General features: G+C 62.1%; 14 protein-coding genes. 9 read left to right on the forward strand and 5 right to left on the reverse strand.

Annotated elements, in window-relative coordinates; all coding sequences use genetic code 11:
• On the forward strand, positions 1 to 595 hold a 595-nt coding region (locus IQ35_RS19690), incomplete at its 5' end, for a transcriptional repressor KorB C-terminal beta-barrel domain-containing protein (protein WP_277872634.1).
• Positions 596 to 942: 347 nt separating this feature from the next.
• The gene (locus tag IQ35_RS19695; RefSeq protein ID WP_044663213.1) at positions 943 to 1575 is read left to right on the forward strand and encodes an IncP plasmid survival protein KfrC family protein; all 633 of its coding nucleotides are present in this window, start codon (positions 943 to 945) and stop codon (positions 1573 to 1575) included.
• Positions 1576 to 1609: 34 nt separating this feature from the next.
• Here the strand turns inward: IQ35_RS19695 and IQ35_RS19700 are convergent, their stop codons facing one another.
• Genes IQ35_RS19700 through IQ35_RS21975 form a run of 3 tightly spaced genes read right to left on the reverse strand, consistent with a single transcriptional unit; the run spans position 1610 to position 3152 of the window.
• Positions 1610 to 2050 carry a hypothetical protein gene (locus IQ35_RS19700; RefSeq protein WP_019053940.1) on the reverse strand — a complete coding sequence of 147 codons (441 nt, stop codon included), beginning with the start codon at positions 2048 to 2050 and terminating at the stop codon, positions 1610 to 1612.
• Entirely contained in the window at positions 2050 to 2775 is a 726-nt protein-coding gene (locus IQ35_RS19705) for a nucleotide-binding protein (protein WP_006954191.1), read from the reverse strand. Before IQ35_RS19705 ends, IQ35_RS19700 begins: the two co-directional genes overlap by 1 nt.
• Positions 2772 to 3152 carry a TraK family protein gene (locus IQ35_RS21975; RefSeq protein ID WP_158636722.1) on the reverse strand — a complete coding sequence of 127 codons (381 nt, stop codon included), beginning with the start codon at positions 3150 to 3152 and terminating at the stop codon, positions 2772 to 2774. Before IQ35_RS21975 ends, IQ35_RS19705 begins: the two co-directional genes overlap by 4 nt.
• 320 nt (positions 3153 to 3472) lie before the next feature.
• Between IQ35_RS21975 and IQ35_RS19710 the strand changes: the two genes are divergently transcribed.
• The 7 genes from IQ35_RS19710 to IQ35_RS19740 are packed head-to-tail and all read left to right on the forward strand — an operon-like array spanning position 3473 to position 14450.
• Positions 3473 to 3859 (forward strand): plasmid mobilization protein, encoded by a 387-nt coding sequence (locus IQ35_RS19710; protein ID WP_054944721.1) that lies wholly within the window; start codon positions 3473 to 3475, stop codon positions 3857 to 3859.
• Between the two features lie 37 nt (positions 3860 to 3896).
• Positions 3897 to 6194 (forward strand): TraI/MobA(P) family conjugative relaxase, encoded by a 2298-nt coding sequence (traI, locus tag IQ35_RS19715; RefSeq protein WP_242003417.1) that lies wholly within the window; start codon positions 3897 to 3899, stop codon positions 6192 to 6194.
• A gap of 21 nt (positions 6195 to 6215) precedes the next feature.
• Positions 6216 to 8108: a type IV secretory system conjugative DNA transfer family protein gene (locus tag IQ35_RS19720; protein ID WP_086485396.1), complete on the forward strand. Its 1893-nt coding sequence runs from the start codon at positions 6216 to 6218 to the stop codon at positions 8106 to 8108.
• Entirely contained in the window at positions 8105 to 8638 is a 534-nt protein-coding gene (traF, locus tag IQ35_RS19725; protein WP_054944722.1) for a conjugative transfer signal peptidase TraF, read from the forward strand. The genes IQ35_RS19720 and traF overlap by 4 nt, the downstream gene beginning before the upstream one ends.
• Positions 8639 to 8642: 4 nt before the next feature.
• Entirely contained in the window at positions 8643 to 10823 is a 2181-nt protein-coding gene (locus IQ35_RS19730; protein ID WP_086485397.1) for a DNA topoisomerase 3, read from the forward strand.
• Positions 10820 to 11071 carry a conjugal transfer protein gene (locus tag IQ35_RS19735; protein WP_054944723.1) on the forward strand — a complete coding sequence of 84 codons (252 nt, stop codon included), beginning with the start codon at positions 10820 to 10822 and terminating at the stop codon, positions 11069 to 11071. Before IQ35_RS19730 ends, IQ35_RS19735 begins: the two co-directional genes overlap by 4 nt.
• Positions 11072 to 11090: 19 nt before the next feature.
• Complete coding sequence (locus IQ35_RS19740; protein WP_142639843.1) at positions 11091 to 14450, forward strand: zincin-like metallopeptidase domain-containing protein; 3360 nt, start codon at positions 11091 to 11093, stop codon at positions 14448 to 14450.
• A gap of 1 nt (position 14451) precedes the next feature.
• On the opposite strand, the gene IQ35_RS21145 is transcribed toward IQ35_RS19740, so the two are convergent.
• Entirely contained in the window at positions 14452 to 14622 is a 171-nt protein-coding gene (locus IQ35_RS21145; protein ID WP_158636723.1) for a hypothetical protein, read from the reverse strand.
• Between the two features lie 249 nt (positions 14623 to 14871).
• Positions 14872 to 15033, reverse strand: a 162-nt coding sequence (locus IQ35_RS19750; RefSeq protein ID WP_199739923.1) for a transposase, incomplete at its 5' end; no start/stop codon positions are given.

Raw genomic sequence — 15033 nt, forward strand, 5'->3', positions numbered from 1 at the left:
GCGTGACGCTCTCACGGCCCGCGAGATTGCCGACTACATCGGCCGCGAGCTGGCCAACGGGAAAAAGAAGGGCGAGATTGCCAAGGCCATCGGGAAATCCCCGGCCTTTGTCACCCAGCACGCGGCATTGCTCGATTTGCCGGAGCCGATCGCCAAGGCGTTCCAGAGCGGGCGTTGCAAGGACGTGACGTTGATCTATGACCTTGTGGGCCTCCACAAGAAGCATAGCGAGGGCGTGGCGCGCTGGCTGGCCGATGCCGATCAGGAGATTACGCGCGGATCGGTGCGGCTCTTGAAGGAGTTCCTTGAGTCCGGCTTGAGCGGCGAGGCCGAGGAGGAGGCGGGCGACGATGAGGGCAACGGCGGAGCTGGTGACGACGCCGGGGCCGAGGAGGAGAAGGAACCGAAAGAGGAAGACCCGCTAAAGCTGAAAAAGGCCATTGTGCAGGTTTCCCATAGCAAGCGCCCTGCCCGTCTGATCCTGAATAAGCGGCCCTCGCGCGATGGCGTGGCGTGGATCAAGTATGAAGACAGCGGCGAGGAAACCGAGGTCGATCTTGGGAAAGTGCAGCTTCTCGCGCTTCTTGAGGGGTAATATTTGGAGGTATCTATGGCTACCGACGATTGGCAACCTATCGAGACAGCCCCATCTGGTGTTGAAATCCTTCTCGCATGGACGACCGGCGACACATGGCGGCCATATAGCGAGGGCTGCGATTGGATATGGACTCGCGGCGAATTGACAAATGGGGAATGGTTAGACGGGCCGTGGGGGCAACCGAACTGGTGGATGGCAAATCCGCACCCTCCCCCCGACATGCGTTGAGTGACGCATAGCATCGAGTTGATGGCCCCGCGCAAGCGGGGCCTTTTTTGTGGCGCGGTAGGCTGGAAAATCGGATATAGTGCAAGCTCGAAATTTTAGCCGCTAAAGGAACGGCCATGCAGGACACGCCGATTGCAGACCCGGACAAGTTCTCACTGGACGAGGGAACGGGCGACCCACAGGCCGATGCCGACCGGCTGCTAGACGAGGCGCGCACGCTGGATAGTCAGGAAACGGCAGCTATCGCCACCGCGCCAACCGAGGAAACCTATAACGCCCAGCTACAGACGGTCATTGAGGAGAAGGTTGAGCAGGCGAACCAGATCGAGGACCGCCTAGAAAGCATGATGGAGCAGCAAACCGCCCGCTTGCAGCAAATCCAGCAGCAGCCCCCCGGCTTCCTGTCCCTGCCCGGCAAGCGCCAAGCATGGCAGGCCCGGATTGCCAATGCGCAAGCGGCCGTGCAGCGGATCGCGGTAAGGCTAGAAGCCGTGCGCGAAATCCGCGACGGTATGGCCGTTCACGGCCCGCGCGTGGAGACGATCGCGGCGGCCAAACTCGAATATCGAGAGCCGAAACTTGTCGATGATTTCGAGGAGCTGATGCAGGCGCGCCGGTTGCATGAGCTGCACATGCGCGCGGAGCGGGAGAAAGAGCAGATCAGGGAAAAGACGGTCGAGCGCGGGGCGGACGATCGGAAACCGTCAGGCCGCACGCTCGCGCGCGGGTTGGCGAGAGACGGGGGATAGCGCGACCCACGGGGGGGAGGGGCCTTCGCTGGCGTCAATGATGGAACAGGGCAGCGGCCAACACTACCAGCGCCGCGATCAGCGTCAGGCCCGACGCTAGGAGATTGCGGTTAGCGACGGCCCGGCCATCGTTCAGGGGCTTTTGTAGCCCCGTCCCGATATGTTCTCCGACTTCCTTGATGATAGCCTTCGCGGCGGCCTCCATACGTTCATTCATGGCGGCTTCCGAGGCATCCAGCGCGGCGTTCAGCACCGATTCCGCCTTGTCGGTGATAGCAATCGACCAACGATTGCTCATGTCTTCCAGCTCGCTTTTGAACGCCTTTAGTTGCTCCTCCTGCGCATCGGCGCTTTCGCCCAGCAACATCGCGTTGATGGTTTGCAGGATCATCAAGGGATCATCGGCGGACAGCGTGACCCCGTGCTGGCGCGAGATTTCCGCGATCAGCGCCGCGATTTTTTCGTGATCGGCCATTACACGACCTTAGCCTTGTCGAGTTCAGCAAAGACCGCATCACGAACGCGGCCGAGGCGGTGACGCTGCATCAGGGCTATGTCGCCATCGGCAAGCGTTTCCTCAAAAGTCTTGCGCGCGGCCAGCATGTCCCGAACGTCCGCCCCGAAGGTTTCCTTTCTCAGATCGGGGAGGGTGACGATCGCGGCGACCCGATCCTTTAGCTCCCGGTAGGCTTTGAGCTGTTCAAAACTCTTACCCTCTGCCTCGACAGGCCCATGATAGGGGTTGAGCCACACGACGATTGCAGCCGGATCGGGGAAGGCTTCGGCTACCGAGGCGAAGCCTTGAAGCGTGTCGATCAGCGATTGCCCGCCTACGATAATGGTATGCAGGACGAGCTTATGGCCCAGATCGGCAATCACGTCAGGCGCACCGTTGTCGAACATATAGGAGGATAGGGCGCTGTAGCTGCTCGCGCCGCTGTCAATGACCACCGATTCCTTGGAACCGGCGATCATTTCCATCATGGCGTCGAATTTGCGCGGGTTTATGTCGCCGTTTTCCAGCAGCTCGACCTTGGACACGTTGAGGGACTGAAACCCGGCAAGGGTGGCGTTGATCGGATCGGTATCAATGCAGAGCGGGCTTTCGCCTCGCTTGGTCAGATATTGGGCCAGCATCGAGGCGGCGAGCGACTTGCCCACACCTCCCTTGCCCTGCAAAACTATGTGGACGTTGCTCATACCAAATCCTCTTTGTTCGGAGTGGCCGGGTGATTGAAGCGCGCCGGTTTGGGCCGGGGCGGCGGATCAGCTTCGGCCGAGGCCGTTGCTGATCGGGAAGGGGAGGGGGGCGCTGGCGATGCCTTGGGCGGTTCCCCGGTAGCTGGCGCGCGATACCGGCGAACGTATTTGGCGAACCACGCATAGCCGAAGCTAATGCGGCCTTCCTCCGTCAGCAGCTCCCATATGCCGCGCACCGGCCATCCTTCCGCAAGGGCTGCATCTATGTCCGATCGAGCGGCGAGGAATTGCGCGAGGTTCCGGTTTTTGCCCCCCGGCTCCCGTGAGGCCGCCCGTTCGCGCAATCGCTCCGTGAAGGATTTCCCGCTGTCTGTCATTTCCACCTACGATATTTTTCGGCGCATAATCGGCTATAAAGCGTTCATAAACCGGCCACGAACCGATGAACTCCCGCTATATCGTATTTTTCTGCCAGATTAGGCCGTGTGGCGCTAGATATTTTCGGGGGTGAACGATATATGATCGTTCCAGCAACAGTTTCTATTTGGCGTCTAAACGTCGAAGACGGGGCAAGATAGGTGATGGAGGCATCCACGCAAGCGCGGACACCCCCATCACTCCCCTTATTCGCGCCGGGGGCGCTCAACGGGATTCTTGCTCTGCGAGGCCGCCGCTACCGCAGCGAAGGGAAGGTGATTTGAACGACAGACCCAAGGCGAAGCGCGAGCGGCACCACATCAAGATATGGTGCAGCGCCGAGGACAAGGCGACGATTGAAGCCGCCGCACAGGCCAGCGGGTTGAGCGCGTCGGCCTATTTGCGTGTGCTTGGGTTGGGGCATCAGCCGCGCCCCATAATCGACATAGAACAGGGGCGTGAGTTGGTGCGCGTCAATGGCGACCTTGGCCGTCTTGGCGGCCTGTTGAAGCTATGGCTTACCGACGACGCCAAGTTGGAGGAAATGGCCCCCGAACGGATGCCGGTCATCATTCGGGGCGTGCTGTCCAAGATTGAGGCCAATCAGGAGGAGCTGGCCGGGATCATCCGAAAGGTCTTGCGGTCCCGGCAAGATTTTAGCGGCTAAAAAAAGGGCCGCGCGGATGATTGCAAAACACGTCCCCATGAAGGCGACCGCAAAGAGCGATTTCGGCGGGTTGGTGCGATACATCACCAGCGCGCAGGGGCGTGATGAGCGCGTGGGCGTGGTGACTGTCACCAACTGCCGAGGCGAGACGCCAGAAGATGCCGCACAGGACGTTATGCTTGTCCAATCGGCCAATCAGCGGGCGGCTTCGGACAAGACATATCACCTCATAATTTCGTTTCCTCCCGGCGAGAGTCCGAGCGCGGAAGCCTTGCGCGATATTGAGGAGACGATTTGCGCGGGGCTGGGCTTTGCCGAGCATCAGCGGATCAGCGCCGTTCATCACGACACCGACCACACGCATATTCATCTGGCGATCAACAAGATTCATCCGATCCGCCACACGATCCATACGCCCTTGCGGGATTATCGGACGCTTGCCGAGCTATGCGAGCTGCTAGAGGTCCGTCACGGTTTGGAGCGCGTCAACCACAACGCCCACCAGCGCGGCGGGGAAAACCGCGCGAAGGACATGGAGCAGATCGCGGGCACGGAGAGCCTGATAGGCTGGGCGCAGCGGAATTGCGCCGAACCCTTGAAGGCCGCCGCGAGCTGGACCGAGTTGCACCAGATCGCGGCCGACTTCGGCCTGTCCGTGCAGGCGCGCGGCAACGGCCTGATATTCGCTGCGATGGACGGAACGACCGTAAAGGCCAGTTCCATCGCGCGCGAGCTGTCAAAAGGGGCGTTAGAGAAACGCTTGGGAGCCTTCCAGAGCGCGCGGGGAGGGGAGGGGGCACCGAAAGCCCGACAGACCTATGAAAAGCGCCCCGTGCCCTCCCGTATCGACACCAGCGGCCTATTTGCTGCCTACCGCGCCCAGCAGGGCACGCGCGCCACGCGCCGAAAGGTCGAGCTGGCCGAGGCCGCAGCCAAGCGCCGCGCGGCCATTGAACAGGTGAAGCGCATCGGGAGGACGAAGCGGGCGGCGATAAAGCTGCTAGGTGGCGGCCCGGCTGTTAAGCGCCTCAATTACGCACTGGCGGCCCGGTCCACCAAGGCCGCGATTGCGAAGATTGTTGCCGCCCACGGGCGGGAACGGGAGCGCATCGCGTCTCGTAATTCCCGGCGCGGGTGGAATGACTGGCTACAGGAGCAGGCCAAGGCGGGCGACCGCACCGCCCTTGAGGCCCTGCGCGCGCGGGAGGGACGGCGCACCGCTCCCAAGGATGCGCTGCACATTGCGGCGATGCCGAGCGCAGCACACCCCGCAGCGATCCGGCAAGACCACATCACGAAACGCGGGACGATCATCTATCGCACCGCCAATGCAGCGGTGCGCGATGATGGCCAGCGCCTGCATGTATCGCGCGGGGCGCAGATCGAGGGCGTTGTTGCCGCCTTGCGGCTTGCGCACGAACGCTATGGCGACAGGCTGGCGATCAGCGGCAGCGATCAATTCAAGGCCCTTGTGGTGGAAGCCGCCGCCCGATCGGCCATGCCCATCACATTTGCGGACCCCGATCTAGAGGCCCGGCGTCAAAATATCAGGCAAGAGGAGCGCGCGCGTGACAGACAAATCGTTGGACGAGGAGATAGAGGCGGCGCTGGCGTTGCTGGGCGAAACGCCGTCAATGACGCTGGACGAGACGCCAGCACCACAGCACCAGGTCGAAACGGGACATTCCGACCCGGAGCCGTCAGCGCCGGAGGAACCGACGCCGGAACCGGCCTTGCAAGCGGAGGAGCCAGCAGCGCCGCCATTCGAGCTGGCCCCGCACAGCCCGCCAGAAATGGACATTCTAGCGCCGGAGGAGCCGAGGCCCCCAGCGAGCGCGCCGTTAAGCCCAACATTGGCCGCGTTGGACGAGAGCCGCCGCCCGAAAGCCGAGGTAGTTTGCGCGACCTGTCCCAACTCGGTGTGGTTCAGCACGCCGAGCGAGGTCGCTTGCTATTGCCGCGTGATGTTCATTCAGACGTGGACGACCAAAAAGCCCGGCCAGATCGTCTTGTGCGACGGGACGACGATCGGCCGCGAGTGAGCGACGATCAGGCCAGCGCAGCGGATAAATACATTGCGGAACGCAATGCGAAGCGTCACATTGGAATGGATATACCGGCGCATCGGCTGTTCACTGGCGATCATGGACCGCTGATTTACGCCGGGACGCGACAAATCGAAGGGCAGAAATTGATACTCCTAAGAGATGGCGCTGACATGCTTGTGCTGCCCGTGGACGCGCGCAGCGCCGCCCGCGCGGGCAAGCTGGCGATTGGCGAGCCGATCGAGATTGCCAGCAACGGCACCGTCAAAAGCAAGGGGCGCGGCCGGTAACGGCCGCGAGAAGGGCAAAGCATGGCAAAGAAGCGCAATACAGCCATCGGGCCGCAAGTGCGGGAGCGCGGAAGCAAGGGCGATAATCGCCCGTTGCTGGCGGCCCTTGTGGCCGGTTCCGCCCTTGGAGGCTTATGGAGCGCAACGCAGATGTTCGCGCACCAGATGGCCTATCAGGCTACCTTGGGGCCGAACGCGGGCCATATCTATGCCCCGTGGCGTTTCCTGCAATGGTTCAGCAAATGGAGCGAGGTTCCGGCGCTGAAACCCGCCTTCGGGCAAGCCGTGGGCGTGGGCACCGTGGTTTTCGGCGTGGGCGTCCTGATAACCGCTGCTGTCAAACTGGCGAAATCGAACGCCGGGAAGGGCAATGCCTATCTGCATGGATCGGCCCGCTGGGCCGACATGGAGGACATTCGCGCGGCCAGCCTCGTTGAAAATGATGGGGTCTATATTGGCGCATATCAGGAGAAGAACGGGAAGACGGTCTATCTACGCCATTCCGGCCCGGAGCATTGCCTAACCTATGCCCCGACCCGATCGGGGAAGGGCGTGGGCCTTGTCATCCCGACGCTGCTTTCGTGGCCGCATAGCGCCGTCATCACCGATTTGAAGGGCGAGCTATGGGCGTTGACCGCCGGTTGGAGGAAGCAGCACGCCAACCAGATCGTCATGCGATTTGAACCGGCCAGCTCGCGCGGCTCCGCCCACTGGAACCCGCTGGACGAAATCAGGGTAGGGACTGACAACGAAGTCGCAGACGTTCAGAATCTCGCTACGCTGATAGTGGACCCGGACGGGAAGGGGGTCGAAAGCCATTGGCAAAAGACCTCGCGGGCGCTTCTGGTAGGCGTGATCCTGCATGTCATCTACAAAGCCAAGCATGGCGGCAACGCGGCGACCTTGGCCGAAGTGGATGCCGTATTGGCCGATCCGGTTCGGCCCGCGCAGGAGGTTTGGGAGGAAATGCTTACGTTCGGCCATTTGCCGGGCGGCAAAAATCATCCCGTTGTCGGCAAAGCCGCGCGCGCCCAGCTCAATCGCCCCGATGATGAGGGCGGATCGGTTCTATCGACCGCGCAGAGCTATCTAGAATTATATCAAGACCCGGTTGTGGCCTCCAATACCGCGACTTCCGATTTCCTCATTCGTGACCTGATGAACAGCGAGAGGCCGGTTAGCCTCTACATCATCACCCAGCCCACCGATAAGGACCGGCTCCGCCCGCTTGTCCGCGTCATGCTCAACATGATGGTGCGTATCCTTGCGCCCAAGCAGGAGTTCGAGGAGGGCCGGGTAGTTCAGAGCTACAAGCACCGCGCCCTGTTTATGATTGATGAGTTTCCCAGCCTTGGGAAACTTGGAATCATTCAGGAGTCCTTGGCGTTCGCCGCAGGCTACGGCCTGAAATTCTATCTCATTTGTCAGGACACCAACCAGCTTAGGAGCCGGGAAACCGGCTATGGGCCGGATGAGCTGATAACCTCCAACGCTCATATCCAGAACGCCTATCCGCCCAACCGTGTTGAGACGGCCGAGCATCTTTCCAAACTCACCGGGCAGACCACCGTTCTTAAAGAGCAAATCACCAAAAGCACCGGACGCGGGGGCGGGGGTTTCTTTGGTGGCACCGTGTCCAAGACCGTGCAGGAAACCCAGCGCCCGCTTTTGACGCCTGATGAGTGTATGAGGATGCCGGGGCCGAAGAAGACCCCGGACGGAGATATTTCCGAAGCGGGCGACATGCTGATTTATGTCGCAGGCTATCCCATGATCTATGGCCGTCAGCCCCTCTATTTCCAAGACCCGACCTTTAGTGCCCGCGCCAAGATTCCCGCGCCGGATCGGAGCGACACGATCAGGGGCAATCACGCGCCGAAGCCGCCCGAAGGGGGCCGGAGGATCAAACTATGAAGCGGCCGAGCTTCGCCAAGGTCAGCCGCTATGCGGTTTGTGGCGTGGCGGGGGCCATGATCGCCATGCTTGGCGCGAAGGCGGCGGGCCTTCGCTTCAACGCTACGCCGAGCATCCCGGTAGGCGTCTATCGGGCGACGGGCGGGACCGCGCAAAAGGGCGATCTTGTGGCGTTCTGTCCGCCCGCAGCGCCGCCCTTTTTGGAGGCGTTGCGTAGGCGCTACATCGAACCCGGCGACTGCCCCAGCGGAAGCTATGAAATGATGAAGCGGATTTTAGCCGCTAAAGGCGACCGCGTTGAGATTGGCGGGCAGGGCGTGCGGATCAACGGCCGCCTTGTCCCCGACAGCGCCCCGCAGCTTGCCGATGGGGCAGGGCGGGCCTTGCCCCGGCTCAATGCCGCTTGGACGCTAGGCGATGGGGAAATCCTTGTCCTTGGCGACAGCGCGGCCTCTTTCGACGGCCGCTATTTCGGGCCGATCAGCGCGCGGCAAGTGACCGCCTCCATCAAACCCGTAGTGACGTGGTGATGGCATGAGCGGAGAGATCATCGTCATTGCCGAAAAGCCCGAACTCGCGCGGGCCATTGCCGAGGGCCTTGGAGGAGGGGCGCGACAAGACGGCTTCATAGATTGCGGCCGTCATTATGTGACGTGGGCGATTGGCCACATGCTTGAGCTAGTGGACCCGCAAGACCCGTGGAACATGGCGGCGCTGCCGATCAGCTTCATCCCGTGGGAAAAGCGGCCCGTTGCCAAGACGAGCGCCCAGCTCTGCACGATCGGCAAACTCCTCAAATCGGCGCGGAGCGTCATTCACGCGGGCGACCCCGACGATGAGGGCCAGCTTATCGTTGACGAGATTCTGCAATGGGCCGGAAGCCGGTTGCCGGTCCAACGCCTGCTAATCAATGACAACAATCTAAAGGTTGTGCAGCGGGCCTTGGCCTCCATGCGGGATAACCGCGAATATGCCGGGTTATCCGCGTCGGCCGAGGCGCGCAGCGTGGGCGATTTGCTCTATGGCGTGAACATGACCCGCGCCTATACCCTCGCGGCGCAGGCGCGGGGGTTTCAGGGCGTTCTTAGTGTCGGTCGCGTGCAGACCCCAATCTTGGGCCTTGTCGTCCGCCGCGACCGCGATTTTGAGGCCCACACCAAGAGCCATTACTACACGGTATCGGGGCAGTTCAGTTTCGCCGGGCAGACCTTCCCCGCGCGTTACCAGATCGGGGAGGGCGACCCTGTTGATGAGCAGCGCCGCTTGATCGACCGCAATTTCGCGACGGCCGTAGCCGGGGCGGTGCAGGGGCAACCGGCTCGCATCGCCAGCGCCAAAACCACCGCGAAAGAGGCAGCGCCGCCGCTGCCCTACAATCTCTTGAAGCTGCAAACCGATGCCGCGCGGAAATTCGGCTACAAGCCCAATCAGGTGAAGGACATTACGCAGGCGTTGCGGGAGAAGCATCGCCTTATCACCTACAACCGCAGCGACAGCGAATATTTGAGCGATGAGCAGCACGCCGACGCCCCCGGCGTGCTGGCGGCCGTCGCCGCGACGGTCCCGATGCTGGCAGCGATCGCGCAGCGCGCGGACCCGTCGATAAAAAGCCGGGCCTTCAACTCGCAGAAGGTTTCCGCGCATCACGCCATCATTCCGACCGAAGCCACGGCCGACTTTGCCGCGCTGACAGAGCCGGAGCAGCGTATCTATATGCTGATCGCGCGCGCCTATGTCGCGCAGTTCTGGCCCGCGAACCAATATGACCAGACCGAAATCGAGATAGAGGTTGCGGGCCACGCCTTTTCCGCGCGGGGCAAGGTTGTGACCAAGCCGGGTTGGACGGTCCTCTATAAGAACGATGTAGGTAATGAGGATATTGCCGAGGACGAGGACACCCTTTCGGCCGACTTGCGTTCGATCGCGTCGGGCATGGCCGGGCAATGCCTTTCGGCCAGCGCCGACCAGCAGGAAACCAAGCCCAAGCCGCTCTATACGATGGCCACGCTTTTGACCGACCTAACGCGGGTGGCGAAATATGTTCGGGACGAGCGGCTTAGGAAACTCCTGATCGAGAAGGACAAGGGGAAGGCGGGTGAGCATGGCGGAATTGGAACCCCGGCGACCCGCGACAGCATCATAGCCACGCTTTTCGATCGCGGGTTTTTGGTCGAGAAGGGCAAGAATATCGTCAGTTCCCCGCAGGCGCGTGCCTTCTATGACGCCTTGCCCGATCAGGCGAAGTTCCCTGACATGACCGCCATTTGGCACGAACAGCAGCGCGCGATTGCCGAGGGCAAGAGCGATACCATGACATTCGTTCGCGGACTGGCCGATTATGTCGGCCGCGAGGTCGCACGGGTGAAAGAGCAGGGCCTTGCCATAGCGATCGACGCGCCGCCTTGCCCGTCATGTTCCAAGCCGCTGCGCCGGATCAAAGGGAGCAAGGGCTATTTTTGGTCCTGCACCGGCTATGCCGACGGCTGCAAATTCACCGCCAACGACAAGGCGGGCAAGCCGGAACTGGCGAAGGCTCCCGCGCCCGTGCCGTCGCAGCAGCACAAATGCCAAGCGTGCGGCGCTGGCCTAGTGCGGCGTCCTTCCGCGAAAAAGAAGGGGGCCTTCTGGTGGAGTTGCAGCGCCTATCCCGGCTGCAAGCAGACCTATTTCGACAACAAGGGACAGCCCGATTTCAGCAAAGGAGAACGAGCATGACGGATCAGCCCAAGGCGCAGGACGCGCCCACCCTTGACGAGCTGGTGGCGCGCAAACTTGCCGACGCCGAGATTCCCGGCGCGGTTGTCGAGTTCGACCCGGAGGAAGCAGAGCGGGCAGGGGCCTTTGTCGAGGACGCCATGAGCGAGGCCGACGCGCGCGAGGCCGAGGAAGGGCTTGATGGTGACGCGGCACCGATCGCCACGGAACGCGGCGAATTGATCGCGGCAGCGCGCAACGCGAATTGATCTAGGGGAGGGCGAGGACATGGCCGAGGAGAAGAAGCCCTTTCACCAGCGGGTTGCCGACAAGCTGATAGAGCAGTTGAAGCAGGGCACCGCCCCTTGGCAGAAGCCTTGGGAGACAACCGGCAGCAGCGGATTGCCGTTCAATCCAACGACCGGGAAACGCTATCGCGGCGTCAATGTCCTCAATCTCATGTCCGAGGGCCGGGCTGATAATCGCTGGCTGACCTACAAGCAGGCCGCCGCCCAAGGCGCACAGGTGCGGAAGGGCGAGAAAGGCTCCCTTGTCCAATACTGGCAGTTCGAGGAGGAACGGGTAGTTCGGGACGAGAGCGGTAAGCCCGTGCTGGACGCCGAGGGCCGCCAGAGGAAAGAGAAGGTCGAGCTTGAGCGGCCCCGCGCATTTTATGCCGTGGTGTTCAACGCCGAGCAGATCGACGGGCTTCCACCTATCGCCACCACTACGCATGAGTGGAATCCGGTGGACCGGGCCGAGGCCATCTTGCAGGCGTCGGGCGCGAAAATCACCGAAGAAGCGGGCGACCGCGCCTTTTACCGGCCTTCGACCGACAGCATCACCTTACCGTTGCGCAGCCAGTTTCCGAGCGCGGATCGCTTCTACGCCACGGCGCTGCACGAGCTGGGGCACTGGACCGGCCACCCCAACCGCCTTGACCGGGATTTGGCGCACCCGTTCGGTTCGGAAGGCTATGCCCGCGAAGAATTGCGAGCCGAGATTGCGAGCCTCATAACCGGGCAGGAATTGCAGATCGGCCACGACCCGGAGCAGCACGCGGCCTATGTCGGATCATGGATCAAAGTCCTTGAGGAAGACCCGCTTGAGATTGTCCGCGCCGCATCGGACGCCGAGAAGATTCACACCTATGTTCTGGCGCTGGAACAAAAGCTGATTCAGCAGGTCGAGCAGGCGCAGGACCATACGCGATATTTCGTCAGCAATGAGAATACGCTTTGCTATCAGCAGCCGGGCATGACGATGCTTGGCGTCCTCGCCAGCAATATAGACGGGCGCAACCCGATTAACGGGCCATTCTATGCCAGTCCGCTAGATCAAATCCGGCCTGCTACGCGCGAGGATTTTGATAGGTTCCGCGTGACTTTGCCGCCAGACTTCCAGCAGGCACCGGAGCAGCGCCAGAATGATCTTGATGAGGGCGATCGGCTTGCGGTCGCGGCCGTGGCCGAGACGGTTCAAGCCTATGAGGAGTGGCAGAACGGCCCCCATTTCGATGGGAACGAGGAAGCGGACCTAGTAATATCCGATGACCTCAACATGGAGCTGGACGATCGTATCAAGGCCGCCTTCGCCAGACCGGCGCTTGCAGCGGCGCTTAATGATTCCGGGTTTACGGTCGAGCGGCTGACAGACCATAGCGGCGACAGATGGGCCGCCGCAGCCGGGGCCGTTGCCGCCATAGGCGATTCTATACCGGACCCGCAGCAGCACTATTCCGACCGCACTTTGCACGCGCTGATCGACAAGCACGGTTGGGAGCCGGTTGATAGTGGCGGGCCGATGCACACCGTTCGACGGCAATTTGAGGGCGTCGGGCCGATCGGCACGATGATAACCCCGAACGGCGAGCGAAACCTTATGGCGGGCTATTCCGCCGATAGCGAGCGCCGCCGCTATATCGCCTTGTCCCTTGGGCCGAACCAGATCAGCGATTTTGATGGCCGCGACCAGAACCCGGAGGAGATTGCCCGCCTTATCAATTTGAAGGCGGAGCAATATGCCGATGAGCGCCGCGAGCGGCAGGGCTTGGCCCCGCTTTATGCGGTCAATTCGCCATCCTTGGACATTGACGCGACTGACCACCGGGACGCCGCGCCAGCGCCTTCCACCCGCACATATCTTGCGGTCCCCTATCGGGAGAAGGACGAGGCGAAAGCCTTGGGCGCAAAGTGGGATAAGGCCGAAAAATCATGGTATGTCCCGGCAGGCGCTAATGTCGAGCCGTTCCAGAAATGGCTTTCAAGCGCCGTAGAGGCACCCGCAGAAGATATAGGCCAATCGCTCCCCGGCGAGCGCGCGCAGCGCCCCACGGCCCCGGAGCAGCCGCAGGAAGGGCATACGATGAAGGAAACCCCGCGACAGACGCGCGAATATCTGGCGGTGCCTTATGGCGAACGAACCCTTGCCAAAGCCAACGGCGCGAAATGGGATGCCGCGCGCAAGAGCTGGTATGCGCCGGAGGGCGCAGACCCGGAGAAGCTGGCGCGCTGGAAAATAGACAATCAGCCGCGCCAGCAGGAGGCGAAAAGCCCGGAGGTCGAGTTTGCCGACGCCATGAAATCCCTTGGCCTTGAGGTTCCCGCAGGGCACCCGATGATGGACGGGAAGACCCACCGCGTTCCCGCAGCGGGGGACGGCAAAGGCGAGGCGGCGGGCTTCTACGTCGCGTTCACCGATGGCCACCCCGCAGGCTATATCAAGAACAACCGTTCAGGGCTGGATATGCGCTGGAAAAGCACCGGCTACACCTTGAGCGAGGAGGAGAAGGCCCGCTTGAACGCCGAGGCGGCCACCAAGCGCGAGGAGCGCGATCGGGAACGGACGGCGACATATGACGCGACGGCCGAGCGCGTGCAGCAGCGCGCCGCGCAATGCCGTCAGATCGAGCAGGCAACGCCCTACATGGAGAGGAAGGGCATTGCGCCGACGATCGGCGCGCTCGCCAGCGCCAGCGATAATACAATCCACCTTCCGGCGATCGACACCAGCGGCAAGCACTGGACGACGCAATATATTCAGGAAGACGGCACGAAGCGTTTTGCGAAGGAGAGCCACAAGGAAAGCTGTTTCCATGTGGTCAACGGGGGCGTGACGCCGCAGGCCGCACTAGCCGCGCTCGACAAGGCCCCGCGCATTATGATTGGCGAAGGCTACGCGACGATGGCGACCGTCTCTAGCGTGGTGGACCATGCGACCGTCGCGGCGTTCGATTCCGGCAACCTTCCCGCCGTCGCAGCCGCGTTGCGCGAGCATTACCCCGACAAGCCGATTTTCATCATGGGCGAGGACGATCAGCGCGTCTTGGAGAAATTCGGCTACAATCCCGGCAAGGAGAAGGCGACCCAAGCGGCGCAGGCCGTGAACGGCGTTCCGGTCTTCCCGACCTTCGCCCCCGGCGAGCAGCAGGCCGACCCGGCACGCTTCACCGACTTCAACGACTTGCAGCAGAACAGCCGCTTGGGCCGTGAAGGCGTGGTGCGCCAGATCAGGGCGGCGATCGAGAACCCGCGTCAGCAGGAGCGGGAGGCTCCCCGGATCGAGCTGGACGACGAACGCGAAAGGAAGCGTTCCGGGCCGGTTATCGGAGACGATCGACCGGCCCAGCGCCGCAGCGTTCGACGCTAGATCAAGCGGAAACCAGCTTCCTAGAATAGTCGAGGGAACGGAGCGCGGTTTTGAGATGGAAGGCGGTTATGTCGTCGTCCATCTCCACCGCGATAACGAGGCTTTCCCGCGCGAGGTCTATAGCGTGGAGGAGGCCGCGATATTGTTCATCGCTCAGGTCCGTGTCTCGCATTGTTCTCGCAGTTCGCGGGGCCTCCGCTTCATCCACGGTCAGGGTGACAGGCTCCCGATCGTCATGGCCTTCGGCCTCTAGCCTCTCTTATTCACGACGCTCGGTTTCGGGCCCGCTCTGGGCATTTGCTGCGGCTGGCTGTATTGCGCGGACGACCGGCATCGCTGGCGTTTGTTTCACCGCATTCGGATTGATGGGCTTTTCGGGTTGAAGGGCTGGGCTCGGAGTTCTGCGGCGCTGCCGCATGGGCTACGTCGGCGCAGGCTTCAGCCGGAGAACGAGGGCGCGGAACAGGTCGGCATCCGGACAGGCGGAAGCGAAGGCAATGCGGATGCGGCTAGCACTTTCTACGACGCGCGCAGCGACCTTGAGCAGCCGCAGGCGCAAGGTGGTAAACTCCGCGCTTGCCAG

The sequence above is a fragment of the Sphingobium wenxiniae genome (assembly GCF_007830065.1).
Taxonomy (GTDB): Bacteria; Pseudomonadota; Alphaproteobacteria; order Sphingomonadales; family Sphingomonadaceae; genus Sphingobium; species Sphingobium wenxiniae.